Genomic DNA, 19987 nt, shown 5'->3' on the forward strand with positions numbered 1-19987 from the left:
TAACTCCAAAACAGAAAACCTCCTTTATCCATCCTCCTAATCACTAACACCCAATCACTAACAACTACATCGTCCCTACCTTATGCTTTTGTCTGAGCAGCAGGGCCAGTGAGGCGTAGTCGTTGGGGAGTTCCGTTACTTGTTTGGTTTTACCCATAAAAGCCTGGAGCTGCGCGGGTAACTCAATTTCCTCGCCCAGCACTTCTTCCATGCTTTCCTTGAATTTGGCAGGGTGGGCGGTTTCCAGGAAAATGCCTTGGGTGCCTAGTTTTGGGAGTTCCTGTTTCAGGCCCAGGTAACCAATGGCGCCGTGGGGATCTAGCGAATAGCCTTTAGTTTGGTAAAGGTGTCTGATGGCGTGTTTAATGGCCTCGTCATCGGCCCAGAACCCTTTCACTACCTGTTGCAGGTCTTCTAATTCCTGGCTGAACAGTTCCAGTATGCGGGGGAAGTTGTTGGGGTTGCCCACGTCCATGGCGTTAGCGATGGTCGACACCGATGGCGCAGGGCGGTATACACCGTTGGCTAGGTAATCAGGGACTATTTTATTGAGGTTGGTAGTAGCCAGGAAATACGTGACCGGCAGGCCCATGCGGTAGGCCAGCAAGCCCGCCGCCAGATTCCCGAAGTTGCCGCTGGGCACGGCAATGGTCAGATCCTGACCTTCGGGGTTCAGCTTTTTCCACTGGCCCCAAGCATGGAAGTAATACACCATTTGCGGCAGCCAGCGGGCCACATTGATGGAGTTCGCCGAAGACAAATTCATTTCCTGGTTCAATTCCTCGTCTGAGAAAGCCTGCTTGACTAGGGCCTGGCAGTCATCAAAGGTTCCTTCTACGCCCACGGCACTAATGTTCTGCCCCAGCGTGGCAAACTGCATTTCTTGAATGGCGCTTACGCCGTCTACCGGGTATAGCACCACCACGTCAATGTTTTCCAGGCCCAAAAAGCCATTGGCCACGGCGCTTCCGGTATCCCCGGAGGTAGCCACCAGCACCGTGATCGGCTGGTCTGGTTCCGCGAAGGCCTGCAGGCACCGTGACATGAAACGGGCGCCCACGTCTTTGAAGGCGCAGGTGGGGCCATGGAACAACTCCAGCGCATACACGCCTTCCTCCACGGCCACCAGCGGAATAGGGAACGTGAAGACCTCCGCGCAGATTTTCTTTAGGTTTTCCTCTGGAATATCCGGGGCCACAAAGGCCTTCAAAACCTCAACCGCAATGTCGTGCAGCGAAAGGAAGGGGAGTTGAGCAAAAAAGGAGGCGGGTAGGGCAGGGATTTCCTTCGGAAAGAAAAGGCCTTTGTCTTTGGGGAGGCCCTTGATCACGACTTCTTTGAAGCTTAGTTCTTTGGACTGGCCGTTGGTGCTGTAGTAGTTCATGCCTGCGCGGGTTGTAAGAGAGATTGTTCCACTAACCGAACCCCTTGGTCGGGTACTTGAGATACGTAGGTTTTGGTGTCTATGCCGCTGTGGGCGTACACTTTTTCCATGGCCTCCTGCACCGCCTGGGCCTGGGCCAAGGTAGCCGACAAGGCGAAAATAGAGGGCCCAGAGCCAGAGATACCGGCGCCCAGGGCCCCAGCGGCCAGCGCGGCGGCTTTCACCTGGTGGAATAGCGGGATAAGAATGGAGCGCTCGGGTTCAAAGATCTCGTCATGCAGGCTGCGGCCCAGCAAAGCGTAATCTTTCATTAACAGCCCCGCCATAAACCCGGCAAGGTTACCCCACTGGGTAATGCCTTTCTTTAACGGAATCTCCTGCTTAAGAATGCTTCGAGAAAGAGACGTTTTCAACTCAATCTGGGGGTAGAGAATAGTGCAATACAGGTCCAAAGGCACGCCCAACGGAACCACATCCAGCGGGGAATAGTCCCGCACCAGCACAAAACCACCCAGCAGAGAAGGGGCCACATTGTCGGCGTGGGCCGAGCCGGAGGCTTTTTTCTCGCCTTCCATGGCGTACAGCACCAGTGCCTGGGTAGTAAAGGGCTTTCCCAGCAGTTCATTTACCGCAAAGGCCGCCGCTGCCGAACTGGCCGCGCTGCTGCCCAGGCCACTGCCCACCGGCATTCCTTTGTGCAGCTGCATTTCCAGGCCATGGGTGATATGGAGGTCAGTGAGCATTTTGTGGGCCACCACGCCAATTACGTTCTCCGTGGGGTCACTGGAAAGCCCGTCAATGCCATGGATGGCAGTAATGGTAATGCCTGGTTGTTCTGTTTTACGGGCCCATACCTCATCGCCGGGCTGGTCCAGGGCAAAGCCCAGGACGTCAAAGCCGCAACAGACATTGGCCACGGTGGCCGGGGCGTAGGCTTTGATAAATTCGTTGTTTTGCATGGTAGAAGGTGCTGGTAGCTGGCGCTGGATTTAAGCTTTTGGGCCAAGCCAATGCTTTGTTTTATGGTTTGAATAGAAACTTAACCTTAGATTAATTGATAGCCTAAAATTCAATAGGTTATGCAAATGCTTCTTCCGTTTCTTTTACCGGTAAAAAGAACCGGTCATGAAGCAGGTTCACGGCACGGTGCGCGTCCTGGGTGCTGAGTACCACGGAGATGATCCGTTCGGTAGCTCCCTGAGCAATAGCCCTGATATTGATCTCATTATCGCCTAAAAGGGAGAAGGCTTTGCCGGCTATACCGGGCTGTTTGATCATGCCGTTGCCCACTAGGGCCACAATGCTCATAGGCGTTTCCAAACTCACGGGGTTCAGGAGTCCCTGGGCCATGTCGTCGGCAAATTCCTGACTTATGGCCTGTACGGCTTTCTGGCCATCGGCTTCGGCTAAGCCCAGGGTAATGCTCTGCTCTGAGGAGGACTGCGTGATAAAGTAGATGTTGATGTTCTCGGTGGCCACTGCTTTGAACAGGCGCATGGCCACGCCCGGTACGCCCACCATGCCGCTGCCACTCACGGTGAGTACCGCCATATGGTCTATGCAGGAAATTCCTTTCACGTGCTGCGCGCTAGGGGCTGGGGTTGCGGAGATCAAGGTGCCCTTGTGGCTGGGGTTGAAGGTGTTTTTCAATACCAAGGGAATTTTGGCCGCGACCAGTGGGGCAATGGTAGGGGGGTACAAGACCTTCGCCCCGAAATACGCCAGCTCCATGGCTTCCTCGTAGCTGAGCTCTTCAATGGAATAGGCGGCCGCGGCTTTGCGGGGATCGGTGGTGTACATTCCGTCTACGTCTGACCAGATCTCCAGCAGGTCTGCCTGCATAGCCGCGGCATAAAGCGAGGCGGTATAGTCAGAGCCGCCCCGGCCCAGCACGGTAGTCTTGCCTTCCGCGGAGCGTGAGATAAATCCCGGAGCCACCATTAATGAAGCTTCCGGCAATTGGTTCTGCATGCGGCGGTAGGTTTCCTTCAGGTTGACTTTGGCATTCAGGAAATTGGCATCGGTTTGGATGTACTCGCGGCTGTCCAGCAACACATTGGGCAGGCCGTGGTGCTGCAGGGCCACCGAGACCAGCGCTGAGGAAAGCAACTCGCCGTAGGCCATCACACGGGCCCTGGTGCTGTCACTGAGCTCATCCAGCAGGTAAACGCCTTTGGTCACGTCCTCCAACTCGCGCAGAATCAATTTGATCTTGCCCTTTATCTCAATCTGCTGGCTCATGGGCACCAATTCCTCAATGGCCTGCATGTGCTTGGTTTCCAGGGTCTGGATCACCTCCTGGTATGCGGGGTCATGCGCAGAAGCTTTTTGGTACAGCGTAATGAGCAGGTCGGTCACTTTAGACATCGCTGATACAACCACTATTTTTCTCTCTGAGGCGTCTTTGGCCCCCACAATGGAAATTAACTGACGGATGGCTTCCGCGTTCGCCACGGAGGTGCCTCCAAATTTTAATACCAGCATAACAGATGGTGCTTTTGAATGATTGGAAAGGAAGGGTGCCCACAGGGGCTTAGATAGCCACCAAGGCTATACAGGACAGGACGATATGTGTAGCTATACCCCCGCAGGGGTAATAGTAATAATGGTACCCGTAAAGGAAATACCAAACCCAACGCAAACGCCAGCCTGACCCGTGATAACGGACCGGAAAGAAGAGGCTATGTGGCAGATTTGTCTCATTGGCGCCGGCAATATCTGAAAATAATTTAATGAAAGTGAAATAAAAATGTGAAAATTTTATAGACTAACGGTTGTTATTGCTAGTTTGGAAGTCATAAGGCAAATCTGTTCAGTATCTGTTACCTTTGTACCCACAGATTTCTGCCCGTTGCTGCGGTTTGTTCCCATTTGGTTAAGATTTGGGGTACGGGGCAAACTAATAAGCGGGCGGGGCTGTTACCTTATATAGCATTAAACCTGTTTTGGGGCCGTTTTTCAGAAAACAGGCCTAAAACAGAAAGAGGAGACGTTGATTTTGGAAGAGACCTTAGATAGAAAGATTGCCTCTGTACATACGGTGCCCAAAGACGGGACCAAATTGCCCCTCATGGAGCATTTTTACACCATTCAGGGCGAAGGCTACCACACCGGCAAAGCGGCCTATTTTATCAGGCTGGGCGGCTGTGACATTGGCTGTCACTGGTGTGACGTGAAAGAGTCCTGGGACGCCAACCTGCACCCGCTCACCGATACCGACTGGATTGTGCAGCAGGCCGAGCAGTACCCCGGTAAAGCTGTGGTGGTGACCGGCGGTGAGCCGCTGCTGTATAATCTGGAGTACCTCACGTCTCAACTGCAGATGCGGGGCATCCAAACGTTTATAGAAACCTCTGGCGCCTACCCTTTAAGTGGTTCCTGGGATTGGATCTGTCTTTCTCCCAAGAAATTCAAAGGACCGCACCCCAGTGTGCAGCCCCACGCCGGCGAGTTGAAGGTGATCGTTTTCAATAAATCTGACTTTGCCTGGGCCGAAGAACACGCCGCGCAGGTAGGGCCAGACACCCGTCTGTACCTGCAGCCGGAGTGGAGCAAAGCCGACATAATGATGCCCCTGATTGTGGAGTATGTAAAAGAAAACCCTAAATGGAGGGTTTCGTTACAGACCCATAAGTTCCTGAATATTCCGTAATTACGCCCATGTACCTTTCCCCTCGTTTCTTGCTAATCCTTCTGTTTTTGGTTGGACTTTCTGCCCAAAGCTATGCCCAAACGGCAAAGGGTGGCACTTCTAACAGCAAAGCCCAGAAAGCATTTGAAGAGGGCAACAAGCTGGTGCAGGCGCGCAATTTCCCAAAGGCACTGCTGGCTTATGAAGAGGCCGTAAAACGGGATTCTACCTATGGAGAGGCTTACTTGCAAGCCGCTGGTCTGTACCGGGTTATGCAGAAGCCCGAGGAGTCTTACCAATTTTACCGCCGAGGCCTTGCACTGCTTCCAGAGCAGCCCAAGCTAGCCAATGACTATTTTACCTACGCAGACCTGGCCTTCGCCCGGGGACAATACCAGGAGGCCGGTACCTATTATGAGAAATTCATTAAGCTAGGCCGCAAGAATACCAAACAGGCCGCCCATGCACAGCGGCAAGTAAAGAATGTGGCCTTTGCCCAAAAAGCCATCAAAGAGCCTGTGGCCTTCAAGCCTCAATCGCTAGGCGAGGTGGTCAATAAAATGGGGCTGCAATACTCACCCGTACTCACCACCGACCAACAGGCACTCCTGTTCACCGCCCGCCAGGGGAGCGGTGAATTAGATGACGAGGACCTGTACCTGGCCTACCGCAAAAACGGGCAATGGCAGGAACCGGTCTCTATCTCCAAGAACATCAATACCGAACTAAACGAAGGAGCAGCCTCTCTGTCCGGCGACGGGCGTACCTTGGTTTTTACCACCTGTAACCGGCAGGACTCTTACGGTTCCTGTGACCTCTACATTAGTTACCGCGAAGGAGACGAGTGGAGCACGCCTAAGAACATGGGCCGCACCGTCAACTCCACCTCCTGGGATTCCCAGCCCAGCCTGTCGGCAGATGGCCGTACCATTTATTTTGCCTCTAACCGCCCGGGCGGCCAGGGTGGCGATGACCTGTGGGTGACCAAACTGAAAGACGATGGTTCCTGGGGAGCGCCTGTGAACCTGGGCAACAAGATCAATACCCCGGGCCGTGAGAACTCACCTTTTCTGCACGCCAGCGGCAACACGCTCTATTACGCCACCGATGGCCTGCAAGGCATGGGCGGCTTGGACCTGTTCAAAGTAAGCCGCGAAAAAGGCGGTTGGGGCACCCCGTTGAACCTGGGTTACCCTCTGAACACCCACCGCGACGAAAGCTCCATTTTCATTTCCCCGGATAACAAAACCGGCTACTACTCCGGCGGGCAATCGGCGGGGGCCGGAAAGGCTGAAGTGGCTCTGCTACAATTTGAAGTTCCTGACGTCTGGAAGGGCAAAACCATCAGTACCTTCGCCCAGGGCAAGGTTTTTGATGCCGTTTCCAAAAAGCCCCTCAAGGCCACCGTGCAGGTATATGACCTGGATTCTACGGGCGTGATTTCCCAGCAGGTAAGCTCAGATGGCAGCTCGGGGGAATACACCATTGTGCTGAACCAGAAGCAGCGGTACGCGTTGTTTGTGACAGCCCCCGGCCACGTGCTGGAAAGCCGCCACATTTCGGCTACCTCCACCTCGGCGCCCCTGGCCCTAGACTTTTACCTACAGCCGGTGAACAAAGGAGCCAAGGCTGTGTTGAGCAATATTTTCTTTGATACCGGCAAAGCCGAACTTCGGTCTGAGTCCCGCACCGAGCTGGACAAGTTGTTTCAGTTTCTGCGGGCCAACCCTAAGATAAAGGTGGAGATTGCGGGCCACACCGACAACGTGGGCCAGGCGGCCGCCAACCAGAAACTCTCAGAGGCTCGCGCGAAGGCGGTGGTGGCCTACCTGGTGTCTAAAGGTGCGCCGGCCACGCTGTTCCAGGCCAAGGGCTATGGCCAGACTCAGCCAGCTGCGCCCAATACCTCAGAAGAAAACCGCCAACTGAACCGCAGGATAGAACTCAGGATTTTGTAGAGATTTTTTTCCGTCAGGTGAAAACTTTCTCTGCCCGTTGGGGTTTAATAAGTAGGTTTAGAGTATTAGTTTACTAGTTTGTTTAATGTGAGCCAGAAAGGCGGCCGGGCTATCCCGACCGCCTTTCTGTTTTTAGCATGTTTTTGCTAAAACGGCGCCAAACCAGGAGTAGGGCTGATGAATTGAAATGCCCCTTTCTGCAAGGTTATGGGTTCTGCCGGTTGAGAAAGGCTTCTTCCTGCTGTTCTATCTCTACCAAGGCGGGGTCTTTGGGTTGAGCCAGGGCGGTCTGCATGTCCTGGGCCTCAATCTGGCGGTTCACCTCACGGGCTTTTTGTACCAGGGTTTGAAAGATACGCCGTTGTTTGCGGCGCTGGGGCAGGAACTCCGGGTGCCACTGCACGCCCAGCATGAATTCCCGGGTTTGGTGCTCAATTGACTGCACTACCCCGTTCTTCTCCCAGGCAACTATTTCTAAATCTTTCCCGGGTTTCTGCACAGCCTGGTGGTGCAGGGCGTTTACCTTCATTTTCTTGCAACCAATAATCTGGGCCAGTTTACTGTCGGGCTTTATCCTGATTTTCTTAACCGGGAAGATACTGGACGGGTTAGGCTCCTCCAGGTAGAACTCACTGATGTCGGGGTGCAGGGTGCCCCTGAAATAGACGTTCATGAGTTGCGAGCCCCGGCAAATGCCCAGCACCGGCAGGTTTTTCTTGACGGCTTGGTCAATAAGCTGGAACTCCAGATGGTCTCTACCTTTGTCCAGGGACCACTTGGGGGCTCCGCTTAGCCATTTTCGGAGGTAGAATAAGGCAGGGAAATAGATCCACCTAATAAAGCGCCAGACTCTTTGAAAATAAGTCATCTTCTGGTTCTGCAAAGTGCGTTTAAGGTATTCCTGCAGCACGGCGTCCTGCTGGTAAGTTTCGGGGTCTACATCGGCACCGCCGCCCACAATCAGGCCCTGCAACCCATCGGCAGTTCTGGGGAAGGAGGGCGTGATATGCACAGGCTTTCCGCCGGCCAGCCACACGCCCAGCGCCGTGAACAGCCAGGCCACCTCGCCCCCTTTATCGGGACCGGTGACGCCAATAGTAGGCCGGCTCTGGTTTATCTTTGCCTTTTGCTCTTTCACGCTAGCCACTGTTCGGTTTCTTTCTCCCATTTTTTCTCAAAGCCCAGAAGCGTGCTTTCCTTCAGGCGCAGGTAGGCCTCACTCATTTCCCTGATTTTTTCCGGCTGGTTGGCCAGTGCCTCTATTACTACCCAGTTATTCCATTCCTGGGCCAAAGTCCAGTTGGGGTCAGATACGCAGGAGTTGGGCAACCGGTAATGAAAGGTGTTGCGGGCTTTCAGCTTGCCCAGGTGATGGTATTGATCCACCTTTTCTTTTCTCAGGAAACCAAACACCGGGTACAGGTCCAGGGGCCGGTTTCTATCTGGGTTGAAAGCGTGGTAGTCTTCAATAAGTTGATCCAGCGAGGGTTGGTAAGAGGAGGGAAGCACCAGCGCCGTGTATTCCTCTGGGTAGGGATTAATGAAGGAGGTAAGGTTGAGCCGGGCAAAATCGGTCTGCCCCGCCTCCAGCAGCCAGGGGTACAACAGTAGAAAGGCCCGCAGGTAGCGGAGAATGGTTTCCGGCTCAGGATCCGGCAATTCAGTGTTAATGTGGGTCCCGAAGGCATTGGTCAAAAAGGCCTCGGTGCCTTTGGCATGATGGTCATACAGCGCCTGCCGTAGCTCCTCCAGTTGGTCCAGCTGGTTACAGGGCAGGGGCGGTACCCCTATCTCATAGGGGATCACGCGTTTAATAACCGCTTCCAGGGCATCATCAATTCGCTCTTCCAGCGTTTCATGGCCTAGCCTGATGTGTTCAATGTCTATGTGCAGCTTGTCAAAAACCGCTTTGTATTGCTTTTCGGTAAGTAATTTCAGGTCCATCTCCACACTGAAATCTCCCAGGCGGGTGAAAAGAACCTTGGCTGAAAACCGGTTTTCTCGCTGTACCCGACCGCCATACAAGTCCTGCACGATCTGAAGGCACTCGTCTATGCCCACATTGGCAAACTCCAGCTCAAAGCCCACTTTCCTCAATTTCCCTTCCTGGGTCTTTTCAAGGGGCAAAGATTTAAATGCTTCCATTCTGTTTTTTTCGCTGGTTTGATTTTACCAACGGGAAAGGGTAGCAAGCGTTGCATTGGGCTTATTTTAAATAAGATTTGTTTCTGCATTTAAATGGGGGTTAAATGAGCATAGTCTATTCCAGTTATTGCTGGCGTAGTGTCTGTTCTTGCCAGAGTCCTTATGCTTAAGTTGTTTCATCTTCGCCCTCCGAGCGCTCACGGCCGCGTCTTTCCCCCTCGCACTGCCCTTGCGGCCGCTTTGCCTTCTGCTCTTAGCTAAGGTTCTTCCAAGGCCACAAGCGAGGCGCTCGGAGTAAAGACTGGAAATGGGGAACGCGAGGGGAAAATGGAGTATTGCGTTTTAAGCACGTTTTCAGGAAATCAGGCTCAAAACGCAATACCCTCAACTAAGCGCAGACTCTCCCCTTGAGGGGAGCGCAGAGGGGTGTCTACACAGGAGGGTACATCAGCAGGGTAAATAACTAAAGCCCAAAAGGCACGGAAGTAAATCCGCGCCATAGAAAAGCCAATGGTTCCTTCTTTCTTGCCACTTCAAGGTGGCGCAAAGGGGATTGCAAATCCCCCTTTCGAAACTTCCGGATTGCAAATTCGGAAGAGCGTTCTGTGGTACTTTCTACCACCAAGCTCAATACCCCCGCCGTTGTTGGTGTTCTAACCAACAATTAAAGCTGCTGCCCTCTTCCTCGTCCCCCTTTGAAGGGGGTAGGGGGATGACCACTTATGCTGATCAATTCCGTTTATTGCCCCTTTTTTCCAAAACAGGCCAAAACGCCTCACCCCCAGTACCTTCTCAAGAAGGTGCTGGGGGTGAGGCAACTAAAAGGTAAAATCTAAACAGGAAACCGCTACGCCAGCATCTTATTAAACTCGTCTTCGGTCACAATCTTCACGCCCAGCGAGGTGGCTTTTTCTAATTTGCTGGGGCCCATTTTTTCGCCGGCGACCAGGTAAGAGAGTTTCTTGGAGATGGAGCTGACAATCTTTCCGCCGTTGGCAATGATGGTGTCCTGGAGTTCTTCGCGGGAGTAGCCAGCGAAGACACCGGAGACCACGAAAGTAAGGCCAGCCAGCTTGTCGGAGGCAGGTTCTATGATGGCAATTTCGCCCAAATCCAATTGCAATCCGTGGAAGCGTAGCCGCTCAATCAGGTGCACGTTGGACAGGTCCTGGAAATACTCACGCACGGAGGCGGCAATGCGACCCCCAATCTCAGGTACGGCAATCAGTTCTTCTTCAGTGGCAGCCCGTAAGGCGTCAATGTTCCGGAAGTATTGGGCCAGCTTCTGCGCCACGGTATTGCCCACAAACCGGATGCCCAGTGCGAACAGGACCCGGTCAAACGGCGCTTCCTTAGATTTCTCCAGAGCCTTGAGAATATTCTCTACCGTGGTTTTCTGGAACGTGACTACGCGGGTTATGCCAGTTTCCTCGTTCACGAAGGTCTTTTTGAGACCGAAGAGAGTATCATAGGTGAGGTCGTAGAGATGGTCGGGGCTGGTCACCAGGCCTTGCTCCACCAGCAGCTCAATCTTGCCTTCGCCCAGGCTCAGGATGTTCATGGCCTTGCGGCTGATGAAGTGCTCCAGCTTGCCTTTCACTTGCGGCGGACAGCCTTTCTCGTTGGGGCAGTAGTGGTTGGCCTCACCTTCGTGGCGAATCAAGGCCGTGCCGCAGGAAGGGCAGACGGAAGGGTAGACAATAGGCTCCGCGTTGGCCGGCCGTAACTCGGTTTTCACGGCTGTTACCTTCGGGATGATCTCGCCGCCTTTCTCCACGGTCACAAAGTCATGGACCATGAGACCCAGCCGTTCAATCTCATTGGCGTTGTGGAGGGAGGCCCGCTTTACGGTGGTGCCCGCCAGCAGGACCGGTTTCATAAGAGCCACAGGGGTCACGGCGCCGGTGCGGCCCACATTGTATTCAATGCCTAGGAGCTCGGTGACGGCTTCCATAGCCTTGTATTTATAGGCCATGGCCCAGCGCGGGCTCTTGGCGGTATAGCCCAGCTCTTCCTGCTGCGCGTACGAGTTCACCTTCACTACAATGCCGTCGGTGGCGATGGGCAGTTCAAAGCGTTTGGTTTCCCACTCATGAATAAAGGCCATCACTTCCTCAATGGTGCTGCACTTGCGCCAGCTGCTGGACACGTTCAGGCCCCAGCGTTGCAAGGCCTCCAGACTTTGGGAGTGGCTCTCAAACAGGGTGGGCGTGCTCAGCAAGCCATAGGCGTACATGCTTAGGCGCCGGCGGGCCACTTCTTTGGAGTCCTGCAGTTTAAGGGTGCCCGAGGTGGCGTTTCTGGGGTTGGCCATAAGGGCTTCGCCGATTTCCTCGCGCTCCTTGTTCAGTTCCTCAAACACATGGAAAGGCATGAACACCTCGCCCCGCACCTCCACCTCGGCGGGAACGTCTTCGCCCTGCAGGTGCAAGGGCACGGTCCGGATGGTGCGTACATTGGGGGTAATGTCATCGCCGCGGGTGCCGTCGCCGCGCGTCACGCCGGCCGTGAGGGCCCCGTTGGTATAGGTGAGGCTCATGGCCACGCCGTCAAATTTGAGTTCGCAGATGTATTCCACGTAGTCGCCGGTCACTTTGCGCACGCGGGTGTCAAACTCCCGCACCTCATCCTCTGAGTAGGTGTTGCTCAAGGAGAGCATGGGGTATTTATGCTTTACAGTAGGGAAGTGCTTGGTAATGGTGCCGCCCACGCGCTGGGTAGGGGAGTTGTCTGAGCGGAACTGCGGGTTTTCCTCTTCCAGCTTCTGCAACTCCAGGAGCATCTGGTCAAACTCGTAGTCAGAGACCTCAGAGACGCTGTTCTGGTAATATTGGTAATTGAGGTAGTTCAGTTTATTAGTCAGCTCTAAAATACGGGCTTCTGGGGTTTGCTCAGGCATGTGGGGCTAGTGGTTAGTCTCAAAAGCAAAGATAAAGCAGGATTTTCTGGATTAAAGTAAATTTTCAGGATTGTAGTATTGAATACTTAAAATCATAAGGGATTCAGGAAACCCAGTTAAAAGTCCTTCTTCTTGTTGGGTTAGATTTTCTTGTATTGGAGACTTAGGCCGCCAAAGTTGATTAATAAACCTACCGGGACAGCATAGGCCGTTAAATAGTTTTTGGCTTGCACCAGATGCAAGTCATCTATTGTGCTTAATGCCTTAAGTTCAACTATAATTTTACTATCCACAACAAAATCAGCACGTCTGGTGCCAACAGGTGACCCTTTATAGAATATGGTTTGTTCTTTCTCTCGCTCAAATGGTAAACCTTCTTTCTCCAGCTCAATAGCTAAACTTCGTTGGTAGATAATTTCCTGAAATCCCGCTCCCAACTCATTATGGACGCGCATAGCACATCCTATTATCTGATAAGTCAATTGGTCTAATTCCATATATCAACATTTTCCAATGAAGGCACTTATACGGGACTGAGGTTAATTCATACCAATAACCTTATCCAGAAAATAAACCTTAATCCTGAAAATCCTGCTTTATCTTTGCCTTTCTTATAATTCCCATCAGCTTTGTCTACTATGTCTTTTGCCCAACTTGGTTTATCGCCTGCCTTAGTAAAGGCCGTTGCCGCTCAGAAATTCCCAACGCCTACCCCGGTGCAAGAAGGGGTAATCCCGGAGGTGTTGAAGGGCAGAGACGTGTTGGGCATTGCGCAGACGGGCTCGGGGAAAACGGCGGCGTATGCCTTGCCTATCCTGGACAGGATGCAGACCAACCGGGCCTTCCGGAACCGGTATGTGAAGACCTTGGTGCTGGTACCTACCCGCGAACTAGCCCTGCAGGTGGGTGAAGTATTTCTGGGATTCAGCGCCCATATGCCAATCAGCATCAAAACGTTATCAGTGTTTGGGGGCGTGTCTATTAACCCGCAAATGATGAAACTACAGGGCACCGATATCCTGGTAGCCACCCCCGGCCGACTGCTGGACTTGGTGGAGCAAAAGGCGGTGCACCTATCTGAAGTAGAGACGCTGGTGCTGGACGAGGCCGATAAAATGCTGAACCTGGGCTTTGAGGAAGAGATGCGCCAGATCCTGGCATTGTTGCCCAAGAAGCGTCAGAACCTGCTGTTTTCGGCGACGCTGGATAACAAGGTGAATGCCATTCAGGAGACCTTGTTGCGGGAACCGGTGATCATTGAGATCAAGGAAGAGGAAAGCACGGTTTCCAACCTGATCACAGAAATTGCCTATCTGGTGGACACCGAGCGCAAAGGGCCTTTCCTTAGGTACCTGATCAAGCATCACCAAATGAAACAGGTATTGGTCTTTGTCTCGGCTACCAAACGCGCCGACCACCTGGTGACCAAACTGGCTACCAATGGCATAAAGGCCGTGGCCCTGCACAGCGGCAAAAGCCAGGGCGCCCGAACCGAGGCCCTGGCCCTGTTCAAAAAGGGGAAAGTGCAGGTGTTGGTAGCCACCGATCTGGCCGCCCGCGGGATTGACGTACCGGAACTCCCCCATGTGATCAACTATGACCTTCCCCGGTCCTCCAAGGACTACGTGCACCGCATTGGCCGCACGGGCAGGGCAGAGGCCACTGGAGAGGCCATCACGATTGTTACTCCCGAAGACGCGCACCACTTCAAGATTATCCAGAAACAAACTAAACGCACTATCACTACCCAGGAAACCAAAGAGATTGACCTGAAAGGGTTTTAAGCCAGGGTAGAATTTTACTAGAAACACAAAAAGCGTTTTGGGGCTGTTTTCTGAAAAACAGCCCCAAAACGCTTTTTTGCGTCACCACTTTAGTTGGTCTTACGGGTTGGTAGACCAGATGCCGGCGTCTTTGATGAAAACCCGGCGATTAAGTTTGAGTTGGCAGACCAGGAACTCCGCGAAGTCCTCGGGTTGCATTACTTTCTGGGGGTTCCCGTCGGTGAGTTTCAGTTCCACGGCCAGTTCGGTAGCCACGGTGCTGGGTGTGAGGGAGGTGACCCTGATGTTGTTTTTCCGGACTTCCTGCATGAGAGACTCCGTCAAGCCAATCAGCCCGAATTTGGAGGCACTGTAGGCGCTGGTGACGGCGGCCCCGCGTTGCCCGGCGGTAGAGGAAATGTTCACAATGTCGCCGGTACTTTTAGCGATCATGGCCGGTAATACCGCCCGGGTCACGTAGTAAGGGCCCATCAGGTTTACTTTAATGATTTGCTCCCATTGCTCCGGCTCCAGTTCCAGAAACTTCCCGAAGGTGGCGGTGCCGGCGTTGTTAATAAGGATATCAATAAAGCCCAGTTCCTGCTGCACATGCTCCACGGCCTCGTTCACGCTCTGCATATTGGTCACGTCTGCCGTCACAATGGAGGTCTCCACGCCTAATTTTTCAATTTCAGCGGCCACTTTCTCCAGATCGCTTTTGGTTCGGGCCAGCAGCCCCACATTCACCCCCTCATGCGCCAAGGCAATGGCCACGGCCTTTCCTATTCCTTTGCCGGCTCCTGTAACCAGGGCCGTTTTCCCCTTTAAAGATTCCATAGTTTTTCTTAAATTCTGATCAAAGTTAAAAGCAGCACCTTTGATCCCCAATTCAAGGGCGGTACCCTATTGGAAACGGTTCTGTTTCTCATAAGGTTAAAAATCAAAATTTTCCTACCTCAAAACTAGGGTCCAGCCTATGAACTGTTTTGCCATTCATTATAGTCCTACATAGGACTTTTGAAAAAGGGAGGGCTTATGCAACATGAGTTTTGGGCCTGTTTTCCCAAAAACAGGCCCAAAACAAGTTTTCAAAGTAGGAAGCTGTCTAGTAAAGGAAAAGCAATGACCTCTTTCCCTTACTGCGTAGTCTTCCCTGCAAGGCAAGAGGTCATTGCTTTTAGATGATTGATGAGAACGCTAACAAGGGCAGAAAAGGGGTCATTTCTTGTGCTTTCTCTAACAGCTTCTATAATACAGTGGGTGGGCAGATTGGGTAAACCCTGAAAAAAAGCCGTTTAATACGATGATTGGAAAGGCAGGTTCGTATATTGCTTCAGGGCAACAGGTTGCTCCCGTGGCTAAACCTCACCTTACTGTGCTCGGCAAATGAATGTGCTAAAAAGAAATAACGTCACTATTAAAGGGAAAGGCGAGACCCCAATGCTCTTTGCCCACGGTTACGGCTGTGATCAAAATATGTGGCGCTTCATTACCCCGGCCTTTGAGCAAGACTACAAGATCGTGCTCTTTGACCACGTGGGCTTTGGGCGGGCAGATGCCTCGGGCTATTCCGCGCAGCGGTATTCTTCTTTGCAGGCTTACGCCGATGACATGCTGGAGATCTGTGCGGAACTCCAGTTGAAAAACGTCATTTTTGTGGGCCACTCAGTAAGTGCCATGATTGGCGTGCTGGCTGCTATTAAGGCGCCTGATGTGTTCCAAAAGTTGGTTTTGATTGGTCCTTCGCCCAGGTATATCAATGAAGGTGAGTACCAGGGCGGGTTCACGCAGGAAAGCATAGATGGGTTGCTGGCTACCCTGGACAGTGACTACCTGGCTTGGTCTACCGTTATGGCGCCTGTGATCATGGGTAACCCTGCCCGGCCCGAACTGGGGCAGGAACTGGCCCACAGCTTTTGCCGCAGCAACATAGCGGTGGCCAAAGACTTTGCCCGGATCACCTTTCTCTCAGACAACCGCGAAGACCTTAAAAAGCTTAAAACCGAGGCCCTGATTCTGCAGTGCTCAGAAGACGTGATCGCCCCAGAAGCGGTGGGCCAATACGTGCACCAACAGTTACCCAACAGTACCCTGATGGTATTGAACGCCACAGGTCACTGCCCCAACCTAAGTGCGCCGGCAGAGACCATTGCTGCTATCAAAGATTTTCTAGAAGGGGTTCCTGCCGTGCAAACGGCAGAAGTATAGGCAAGCGGGCTCAAGTAAGGCCCGCAAATGTGAACATGGAGAAAAAGGAGTTAAAAAAGGCCAACGGCGATGTGTATTTTGAATCCGTGAGGATGACAGACAACGCCTATGTCTTTGTGAACTGGGTAGGCATACAATCTTTGGAAACCATGGTGATGGGCTATAACCTGGTGCTTTCCATGCTTAAGGAGAAAAGTTGCCCCGGCCTTTTGAACAGCAACCGCGAGTTGATTGGGCCCTGGGATGACGCCGTGACCTACCTGGCATATAAATGGGCCCCCGCAGCCCATGGACTGGGTCTGCGCAATGTGGCCCACGTGTTATCGCCGGGCATCTTTGGGCAGCGGTCATATGAGAAGTTCAGCCAGTTGTTAAAAGAGGAAGACTTACACCTCAGGGCCTTTGAAAAACAGGCCCAGGCCGAAGAGTGGCTCCTCCTGCATTTAGTGTAACGCATTTCCAGAGGGCAGCCTGAAAAGGCGCTAAGGTAAAAAGCTGTTTTAAGCCTGTTTTCAGAAAACAGGCTTAAAACAGCTTTTTGTCTGTTACTTAATTCTTAACAGATTGGGTGTTATTCCTTTTAGAGATTAGCTCCAGGCCTTTGGCTTTTTTGCCTGCGCGGGTAGTGAACTGGCATTTGATGAGGCCGTGCTCAAAGGAAAAATACTCCTCCACGTTATACACGTCCTTCAGGGCCATGCCCATGGCGTCCATCACCACCGCATATTCATAGGTAATCTTAAAGCAGTCAAAGGTGCCGGCCGGGGTTTTGATCGTTTCCTGGCCCACCACTTTTCTGTTCTGGGCCACCATAGACATTTTGGTGATGCTAGTGTTGGCAGAGCGCACCTGCACACCAAGTCCGCCGTTGGGCAGTTTCTGGCCCACTTTCATCTGCTGCGGATAGGCAATGTCTACGGGCGTGTAGTCAAAATCTTTGCCGTCAAACGCTTTTAAGGCCTGTTCCCGCAGCAGGAGCATGGCATCCAGGTACAGGGTGTCATTGGTGCACCTTATCTTAAATTCTTCTGCAGACTGAGAGCGGCTGGTTTTGCCCAGGCGGGTACTTTTGAAGGTGGTCACGTAGGCGCCGTCTTCCCTTTTTGCCTGTTGGGTTACCTTGTTACTGAGCGTACCTTTGTTGCGGCCCCGTTCCGTTACCTGGTACACAAATTCGGTTCCCTTGGTAAGGCCCAAAGGCTGCAGGCAATCCTGCGCCCATGACGCCATAGGGGAGAGGAACAAAAGAAAAAACCAGGCAAGGCGCACGCCTGAATAGTAGGAGTTTTTCATAGAATGTTTCCTGGCCCTAGATGGCAAGGAAGATGGCTGTTATACGTAAAAGCCACTTGAATAGATATATTGTACTTTTTAGATTTTCACCCGGAAAGATAACGGGTAGCCTTTTCGGCCGTACCTAAAAGGTATGATAGTAGTGTACTTAAAAAATAAAGACGATGGAAAATTCTACTCAGATAATAACTAAACTTTCTGAGCTGGCGCAGGTTGTACTAGAAAAGCTGAAGGCCGAGGAGACAGACGTCACCCTTGATTTCCAGGACATGTCTGTGCAGGGCCCCGGCCCCAACGGGCAACCCGGAAACTGGCGCCTGAACGGGAAACTGACCCTGAAAGCGAAGTCAAAAGGACAGGATAACGCCTAAGCCATGGGTACTTTTCCATTTGACCTTTCGGCGCAGCTGGTCTTAACGGTGCAAGAAGACCACGTTTTGGTGGTAGCAGAGGAAAATTACGTGATCATTAATTTCCAGGACCATCTGGCCCTGGAGCGGGTATTGGAGAACTTGCTGCCGGCCTCTTCGGGTAAAAGTAGCGGGGGCCTGGTGCAGAGCCTGGAGAAATCCAAAGAACTGAACCAGGTGATCTTAAACCTAGGCCTGGTGGTAGACATTAGGGTGAACAATAAAACGTATATCCAGTTTGGGGTTTCTTCCTCTCCTAAGATTTCGGCCAACGCCGTTCTGGGGAAAGTGGGCTCCTGGTTCAAGAAAAGCTAGGGGCGGCATAAGAAGGAGAGGCCAGGAGAAAAACACTAGCCGCGTCTGATATAATGAATGCCTCATACAACGTTTGGTACCTGTAAGGCATCTATTATAAAAAACAGAGTTCCCTTCCGTTTTCATTAAGGTGATAGCCAGAGCCATCTGGCCCCAGAAAGAAGCTGGCGGGGTATAAATAGCAGGAGAAGGAGGAGGTCATGAAGTCAGAGAATCAAAATAAAATAGGGACGGGCAAGTCATCTGGGTTTGAGCGAATGGAGAAATTACCTCCGCTTAAAATGCTCCTGTATGTGAGCATGGCGGGCATGGGTATTCTCTTCTTTATCTTAACCCTCATGTTTTTAGCCAAAGCGGGCGCAGATGAAACAGGAACTACCTTTACCTTACCCAGGCTCTTTTCTGTAAGTACGGTTCTGCTGTTGCTAAGCGGATTTTTCATGCAGCACTCTCCCAGCCATTACGCCCAGGACAATTTACCTGCCCTGCGGCGGGATTTGCTTTGGTCTCTGGTGCTGGGGTTTGCTTTTACCCTGGCCCAGGTAGCGGGTTGGTATGAAATGGCTGAATCGGGGATTTTCTTTTCAGACAAGGCGGTGGGCAGTTTCCTTTACCTATTGCCTGCGCTGCATCTGTTGCACATTGCCGGTGGGCTGGCGTTCTCTTCTTACCTCTTTATTAAAGTAAACAAGGCTGCCGCAGACCCCATTAGAACGCTTATCTTCAACCGTGACCCTTACCGTTTAATGCAACTGCAGATGCTGCGCAGTTACTGGCATTTTTTGGACGGCATATGGGTCATCCTTTACTTTATCTTCCTCTTTGCGCTCTAGGATTAATGAGTGATTGAGTGATTGAATGAATGAATGGGGAGGTGATAAGAATGGTTTTGCGTTTAAAGGCCTTTTTGGGAAAACACCGCCAAACGGTTAGTAGGGGAATGTAGTGTGCCGGTTGTGATAAATGGTTGAGAAGTAAATTATCCAAACATTCTCTCAATCACTCAATCTCTCAATCGCAAAAGTGAAGACTGTAGAGGTCAAAGTTACGGTGATTGAAAAGGGTGTCAAAGCGGTAGCTGTAGCCCACGCCGGTGGGTTTTTTGCCAAACTGCACGTTCCTGATGTATTTCCGGAGCACTTCATGGAGTTCTGAATTCAGGAGCAGCTCGCCCCACACCACTACCTGGTCCAGGTCTGGGTTCATTTTTTTCTCCTGAAGCACAAACAGCACATAGTAGATGAAATCCTCTGAACTGGAGAAGTAGAACGAGTTGCAGAACTCCAGCCTCAGGTTTTGCAGCACCACCAGCGTTACGTAGTTGTTGTCTACATAAATAGAGAGCTGCGGACTGGCCTTGCGCTCAGACATGTGCAGGAAGCCCTCCATCAACCCCGAGGTCTGGTGCATGAACTCAATGGGGCTGTCTGGGAAATAAGAGGTGAGCCAGGCGTGCAGCTGCGTAGGTACTGTGAAAACGTTCACCAGTTCCAGGCGCGGGTGCTCATGGTGGAAAACCATCTCCTGCTCTGGCTCTACCACCGCATTTAACCGCAGGTATTCCTCGCGGGCCCCTACTACAAAAAGCGCTTCGGGGATAAGGGTGAACTGCTGGTTTTTGATGCCTACCCGAATCTGCTGCCATTTGCGTTCCTGCAACAGTGGGTGGCTTTGGCTCAGGCGCTGTAAAGCGGCAATGGCTCCCTCCACCGAGGCGGGTTTCTCAGATTCATAGTCTTCCAGCGCCACAAATTTATTGCGTTGCGCATCTAATACCCCTAACCTGATGCGGTGGGCACCGAAACTGATATACAAATGGGCGCTGGCACTGTGGCTGGGTTCAAAAGCATCGTCTAAAACGCGTTGCGTCTGTCTGAAAGCCGGCACGGACGTTGTCAAGGGTAGGGAGTCTAATGAGAGATTCACTGCAATATTACTGAAATTATACCTACTCCCCATGCAGGCCCCGCAGATAGCGCAG

The 19987-nt window shown here is 52.2% G+C and carries 18 protein-coding genes; 8 read left to right on the plus strand and 10 right to left on the minus strand.

The features are described 5' to 3' along the window. Nucleotides 1-64 precede the first annotated feature (64 nt). The 3 genes from thrC to TH63_RS06325 all read right to left on the minus strand — a co-directional run bounded on the left by thrC (nt 65) and on the right by TH63_RS06325 (nt 3868). Nucleotides 65-1384, minus strand: coding sequence for a threonine synthase (gene thrC, locus TH63_RS06315; RefSeq protein WP_048920206.1), 1320 nt, complete (start codon nt 1382-1384; stop codon nt 65-67). Then, complete coding sequence (locus TH63_RS06320) at nt 1381-2343, minus strand: homoserine kinase (protein WP_048920207.1); 963 nt, start codon at nt 2341-2343, stop codon at nt 1381-1383. The genes thrC and TH63_RS06320 overlap by 4 nt, the downstream gene beginning before the upstream one ends. A gap of 118 nt (nt 2344-2461) precedes the next feature. After that, nucleotides 2462-3868, minus strand: coding sequence for an aspartate kinase (locus tag TH63_RS06325; RefSeq protein WP_048920208.1), 1407 nt, complete (start codon nt 3866-3868; stop codon nt 2462-2464). 586 nt (nt 3869-4454) lie between these two features. Here TH63_RS06325 and TH63_RS06330 point away from each other — a divergent pair. Beyond that, complete coding sequence (locus TH63_RS06330) at nt 4455-5036, plus strand: 7-carboxy-7-deazaguanine synthase QueE (RefSeq protein ID WP_156180781.1); 582 nt, start codon at nt 4455-4457, stop codon at nt 5034-5036. A 47-nt stretch (nt 5037-5083) separates the two neighbouring features. After that, nucleotides 5084-6973, plus strand: a complete 1890-nt coding sequence (locus tag TH63_RS06335) for an OmpA family protein (RefSeq protein ID WP_231583557.1) — start codon at nt 5084-5086, stop codon at nt 6971-6973. A 205-nt stretch (nt 6974-7178) separates the two neighbouring features. On the opposite strand, the gene TH63_RS06340 is transcribed toward TH63_RS06335, so the two are convergent. The 4 genes from TH63_RS06340 to TH63_RS06355 form a co-directional block, all read right to left on the minus strand. After that, nucleotides 7179-8111 carry a gamma-glutamyl-gamma-aminobutyrate hydrolase family protein gene (locus TH63_RS06340; RefSeq protein WP_231583558.1) on the minus strand — a complete coding sequence of 311 codons (933 nt, stop codon included), beginning with the start codon at nt 8109-8111 and terminating at the stop codon, nt 7179-7181. Beyond that, nucleotides 8108-9118, minus strand: coding sequence for an amidoligase family protein (locus TH63_RS06345; RefSeq protein WP_048920210.1), 1011 nt, complete (start codon nt 9116-9118; stop codon nt 8108-8110). Before TH63_RS06345 ends, TH63_RS06340 begins: the two co-directional genes overlap by 4 nt. Nucleotides 9119-9965: 847 nt before the next feature. Continuing rightward, the gene (ligA, locus tag TH63_RS06350; RefSeq protein ID WP_048920211.1) at nt 9966-12017 is read right to left on the minus strand and encodes an NAD-dependent DNA ligase LigA; all 2052 of its coding nucleotides are present in this window, start codon (nt 12015-12017) and stop codon (nt 9966-9968) included. Nucleotides 12018-12157: 140 nt separating this feature from the next. Continuing rightward, entirely contained in the window at nt 12158-12514 is a 357-nt protein-coding gene (locus tag TH63_RS06355; RefSeq protein ID WP_048920212.1) for a GxxExxY protein, read from the minus strand. Nucleotides 12515-12655: 141 nt separating this feature from the next. Here TH63_RS06355 and TH63_RS06360 point away from each other — a divergent pair, with 141 nt between their 5' ends. Then, nucleotides 12656-13801, plus strand: coding sequence for a DEAD/DEAH box helicase (locus TH63_RS06360; protein WP_048920213.1), 1146 nt, complete (start codon nt 12656-12658; stop codon nt 13799-13801). Between the two features lie 99 nt (nt 13802-13900). Here TH63_RS06360 and TH63_RS06365 read toward each other — a convergent pair whose 3' ends face one another. Further along, entirely contained in the window at nt 13901-14617 is a 717-nt protein-coding gene (locus tag TH63_RS06365) for a 3-ketoacyl-ACP reductase (RefSeq protein ID WP_048920214.1), read from the minus strand. A gap of 549 nt (nt 14618-15166) precedes the next feature. On the opposite strand from TH63_RS06365, the gene TH63_RS06370 reads away from it, so the two are divergent. Both TH63_RS06370 and TH63_RS06375 read left to right on the plus strand, forming a co-directional pair. Next, nucleotides 15167-15988, plus strand: coding sequence for an alpha/beta fold hydrolase (locus TH63_RS06370; RefSeq protein WP_048920215.1), 822 nt, complete (start codon nt 15167-15169; stop codon nt 15986-15988). A gap of 35 nt (nt 15989-16023) precedes the next feature. Next, nucleotides 16024-16440, plus strand: coding sequence for a hypothetical protein (locus tag TH63_RS06375; protein WP_048920216.1), 417 nt, complete (start codon nt 16024-16026; stop codon nt 16438-16440). A 97-nt stretch (nt 16441-16537) separates the two neighbouring features. Here TH63_RS06375 and TH63_RS06380 read toward each other — a convergent pair whose 3' ends face one another. Next, nucleotides 16538-17281 (minus strand): TapB family protein, encoded by a 744-nt coding sequence (locus TH63_RS06380; protein ID WP_048920217.1) that lies wholly within the window; start codon nt 17279-17281, stop codon nt 16538-16540. Between the two features lie 164 nt (nt 17282-17445). Between TH63_RS06380 and TH63_RS06385 the strand changes: the two genes are divergently transcribed. From TH63_RS06385 to TH63_RS06395, 3 genes are all read left to right on the plus strand, one after another. Continuing rightward, nucleotides 17446-17652: a hypothetical protein gene (locus TH63_RS06385; RefSeq protein WP_048920218.1), complete on the plus strand. Its 207-nt coding sequence runs from the start codon at nt 17446-17448 to the stop codon at nt 17650-17652. Between the two features lie 3 nt (nt 17653-17655). Continuing rightward, on the plus strand, nt 17656-18006 hold the full coding sequence (locus TH63_RS06390) for a hypothetical protein (RefSeq protein ID WP_048920219.1): 351 nt from the start codon (nt 17656-17658) through the stop codon (nt 18004-18006). 200 nt (nt 18007-18206) lie between these two features. Beyond that, on the plus strand, nt 18207-18839 hold the full coding sequence (locus TH63_RS06395; protein ID WP_076606418.1) for a cytochrome c oxidase subunit 3: 633 nt from the start codon (nt 18207-18209) through the stop codon (nt 18837-18839). Between the two features lie 178 nt (nt 18840-19017). Here TH63_RS06395 and TH63_RS06400 read toward each other — a convergent pair whose 3' ends face one another. Further along, nucleotides 19018-19905, minus strand: a complete 888-nt coding sequence (locus TH63_RS06400; RefSeq protein WP_076606419.1) for a DUF3822 family protein — start codon at nt 19903-19905, stop codon at nt 19018-19020. Nucleotides 19906-19987: the final 82 nt, after the last annotated feature.

The organism is Rufibacter radiotolerans (assembly GCF_001078055.1).
GTDB classification, from domain to species: domain Bacteria; phylum Bacteroidota; class Bacteroidia; order Cytophagales; family Hymenobacteraceae; genus Nibribacter; species Nibribacter radiotolerans.

Coding starts and splice junctions, on each gene's coding strand:
- TH63_RS06325 (WP_048920208.1), bottom strand. CDS start 3,868: ATGCTGGTATTAAAATTTGGAGGCACCTCCGTGGCGAACGCGGAAGCC.
- TH63_RS06330 (WP_156180781.1), top strand. CDS start 4,455: ATGGAGCATTTTTACACCATTCAGGGCGAAGGCTACCACACCGGCAAA.
- TH63_RS06395 (WP_076606418.1), top strand. CDS start 18,207: ATGAAGTCAGAGAATCAAAATAAAATAGGGACGGGCAAGTCATCTGGG.
- TH63_RS06360 (WP_048920213.1), top strand. CDS start 12,656: ATGTCTTTTGCCCAACTTGGTTTATCGCCTGCCTTAGTAAAGGCCGTT.
- TH63_RS06370 (WP_048920215.1), top strand. CDS start 15,167: ATGAATGTGCTAAAAAGAAATAACGTCACTATTAAAGGGAAAGGCGAG.
- TH63_RS06345 (WP_048920210.1), bottom strand. CDS start 9,118: ATGGAAGCATTTAAATCTTTGCCCCTTGAAAAGACCCAGGAAGGGAAA.
- TH63_RS06380 (WP_048920217.1), bottom strand. CDS start 17,281: ATGAAAAACTCCTACTATTCAGGCGTGCGCCTTGCCTGGTTTTTTCTT.
- TH63_RS06355 (WP_048920212.1), bottom strand. CDS start 12,514: ATGGAATTAGACCAATTGACTTATCAGATAATAGGATGTGCTATGCGC.
- TH63_RS06320 (WP_048920207.1), bottom strand. CDS start 2,343: ATGCAAAACAACGAATTTATCAAAGCCTACGCCCCGGCCACCGTGGCC.
- thrC (WP_048920206.1), bottom strand. CDS start 1,384: ATGAACTACTACAGCACCAACGGCCAGTCCAAAGAACTAAGCTTCAAA.
- TH63_RS06375 (WP_048920216.1), top strand. CDS start 16,024: ATGGAGAAAAAGGAGTTAAAAAAGGCCAACGGCGATGTGTATTTTGAA.
- TH63_RS06385 (WP_048920218.1), top strand. CDS start 17,446: ATGGAAAATTCTACTCAGATAATAACTAAACTTTCTGAGCTGGCGCAG.
- TH63_RS06390 (WP_048920219.1), top strand. CDS start 17,656: ATGGGTACTTTTCCATTTGACCTTTCGGCGCAGCTGGTCTTAACGGTG.
- TH63_RS06365 (WP_048920214.1), bottom strand. CDS start 14,617: ATGGAATCTTTAAAGGGGAAAACGGCCCTGGTTACAGGAGCCGGCAAA.
- ligA (WP_048920211.1), bottom strand. CDS start 12,017: ATGCCTGAGCAAACCCCAGAAGCCCGTATTTTAGAGCTGACTAATAAA.